At 51.0% G+C, this 3,069-nt stretch carries 2 protein-coding genes; one reads left to right on the top strand and one right to left on the bottom strand.

Annotated elements, in window-relative coordinates; all coding sequences use genetic code 11:
• Nucleotides 1-2,432: methionine synthase (gene metH / locus ABYW01_RS17840; protein WP_372835400.1), on the bottom strand; the 2,432-nt coding region annotated here is incomplete at its 3' end.
• A 461-nt stretch (nucleotides 2,433-2,893) separates the two neighbouring features.
• Here metH and ABYW01_RS17835 point away from each other — a divergent pair.
• Nucleotides 2,894-3,069: aspartate 1-decarboxylase (locus tag ABYW01_RS17835; protein ID WP_372835404.1), on the top strand; the 176-nt coding region annotated here is incomplete at its 3' end.

Raw genomic sequence — 3,069 nt, 5'->3', positions numbered from 1 at the left:
GTGATCAGTCCAGACAGGCCAATGATGTCAGCGTTCTCTTCGCGGGCCGTACGCAGGATGGTTTCGGCTGAAACCATGACTCCAAGATCGACAATCTCGTAGTTATTACATTGCAGGACGACGCCCACGATGTTTTTACCGATGTCGTGGACGTCACCTTTTACAGTGGCCATGACGATCTTGCCGTTTGACGTAGATTCGCTACCGGCTTTCTCTTCCTCAATGTAAGGCATCAGATAGGCGACGGCTTTTTTCATAACACGCGCAGACTTAACAACCTGAGGCAGGAACATCTTACCGGCACCAAAGAGGTCGCCGACAATGCTCATGCCATCCATCAGTGGTCCTTCGATAACTTCGAGCGGACGCGCGTAGTTTTGGCGACACTCTTCGGTATCTTCGTCGATAAACTCGGTAATGCCTTTAACCAGTGCATGGCTCAGGCGCTTATTGACGTCCCAGCTGCGCCATTCAGCCGCTTGCGGATCTTCCTGTGCAGCACCGTCACCACGGTATTTTTCTGCGACTTCAAGCAGGCGTTCTGTGCCATCGTCGCGACGGTTAAGTACAACATCTTCCACCAGCTCGCGCAGCTCGGCAGGCAGATCATCATAGATAGCCAGCTGACCCGCGTTGACGATACCCATGTCCATGCCTTGTTGGATGGCATGGTAAAGGAAGACACAATGGATCGCTTCACGTACCGGATTGTTGCCGCGGAAAGAGAAGGATACGTTGGATACGCCGCCGGATACTTTTGCATGTGGCAGGTTTTGCTTGATCCAACCGGTGGCTTCGATGAAGTCGACCGCGTAGTTGTTGTGTTCGTCGATGCCCGTTGCAACGGCAAAAATGTTCGGGTCAAAAATGATGTCTTCTGGTGGGAAGCCAACCTTATCAACCAGCACGCGGTAGGAGCGTTCACAGATTTCGATCTTGCGCTCATAGGTATCAGCCTGTCCGGATTCGTCGAAGGCCATAACGACCATCGCGGCACCGTAGCGGCGAATCTTGCGAGCTTGTTCGATGAAGTTCTCTTCACCTTCTTTGAGGCTGATGGAGTTCACCACGCCTTTGCCTTGAATGCATTGCAGACCGGCTTCGAGTACATCCCATTTGGATGAATCGATCATAATCGGTACGCAGGCAATATCTGGCTCACCGGCGATCAGGTTGAGGAAGCGAACCATGGCTGCGTGGGCATCCAGCATGCCCTCATCCATGTTGATATCGATCACCTGAGCACCGTTTTCCACCTGCTGGCGGGCAACATTGAGTGCAGTTTCGTAATCGTTTTCTTTGATCAGCCGCTTGAACATCGCCGAGCCGGTGACGTTGGTTCGCTCACCCACGTTTACAAACAGCGTGTCTTCGCCAATATGCATCGGCTCAAGACCGGATAAGCGGCAGGCAACTGGGATATCAGGGATCACGCGTGGTGCATGCTGTTGTGCGGCTTCGCGCATGGCCCGAATGTGATCGGGCGTGGTGCCACAGCAACCACCAATAATGTTCAGGAAACCTGATTCTGCCCATTCGCCAATCTCTTTGCCCATCTGCGCCGGTGTTTCATCGTAACCACCAAAGGCGTTAGGCAGACCGGCGTTCGGGTGAGCGGAGACGTGGGTGTCTGCAATGCGGGACAGTTCCTGCACGTACTGGCGCAATTCATCCGGTCCCAGCGCGCAGTTCAAACCAATGGAGATCGGTTTAGCGTGACGTACCGAGTTCCAGAAGGCTTCGGTTGTCTGACCGGACAGGGTACGACCTGAAGCGTCTGTAATCGTACCTGAGATCATGACAGGCAGACGCAGGTCGTTTTCTTCGAAATAGGTTTCGACAGCGTAGATACACGCCTTTGCGTTTAGCGTATCGAAGATTGTCTCGATCAGGATGATGTCAGCACCACCCTCAATCAATCCATCCAGAGATTCGGTGTAGGCTTCAGCCAACTCATTAAAGGTGACGTTGCGGTACGCGGGATCATTAACATCCGGCGAAATAGAGCAGGTGCGGTTTGTCGGGCCTAATACACCGGCAACGTAACGCGGTCTGTCCGGTGTCTGAGCGGTGACTTCATCCGCAACCTGGCGAGCCAATCGCGCCGCTTCCACATTGATCTCGCGGCTGTACGACTCCATCTCATAGTCGGCCATCGCAATGGTGGTCGCGTTAAAGGTATTGGTTTCGATAATGTCAGCACCGGCGTCGAGATAGGCGCGGTGGATATCAGCGATGATCTTTGGCTGTGTGAGTACCAGCAGATCGTTATTACCTTTGACCTCGATGTGCCAGTCAGCAAAACGCTCGCCGCGGTAATCCTCTTCCTCCAGTTTATAGTCCTGAATCATGGTGCCCATACCACCATCCAAAATTAGGATGCGGTCTTTCAGGGCAGCGCTCAACTGTGCGGTTTTATCTACTTGTGCCACGGCTTTCTATCCGGTGTTAAATCGAAACGCAGTATTTTAAATCAATTAGTTGCAAGATGCTTTGAGTCTAATTCAACTTTTATTGAATGAGTTTAATGTTAGTCGTTATCTGTTGGTGAAATTTTCACCAATGCGACATAAGAATTCTAAGGATTACCCTTATTTTTTCAAAATTTGGTGGTAGAATTGGCGACCGCGTGTACGTGTGATAAATCACTGTCCAAATTGACTAGTTCATTTTGGCTTTGTTTTTAGTACCATGCGCACCGCCACCCACATATTTGGAATTTATGATGGGTGAGGCGAGCAGTGCACAGTGTGCACTGAACTCTATAAAGGTATCGGGACTTTTATAGAGCAGGGCTTCTCATTAACGGATCTACGGATCTGTTGGGGAAGCAATATTGGGGGGAACCCGGAGCCAGATCCGGGGCAGGAAAGCAAACGCAGGTTTTAGGTTTATGCTGCAGACATTCTTGAAGGCCAAATTGCATCGCGTAACTGTTACGCACGCAGAACTACATTACGAAGGTTCTTGCGCAATCGACAGTGTACTGCTCGAGCGTTCAGGCATCAGAGAATATGAACAGATTCATATCTACGATATCAATAACGGTGAGCGCTTCTCTACTTATGC

Source organism: Pontibacterium sp. (assembly GCF_041587635.1).
GTDB lineage: Bacteria > Pseudomonadota > Gammaproteobacteria > Pseudomonadales > Balneatricaceae > Pontibacterium.
Note: the sequence above shows the minus strand (reverse complement) of the source record. Positions and strands in the feature narration are given on the sequence as shown.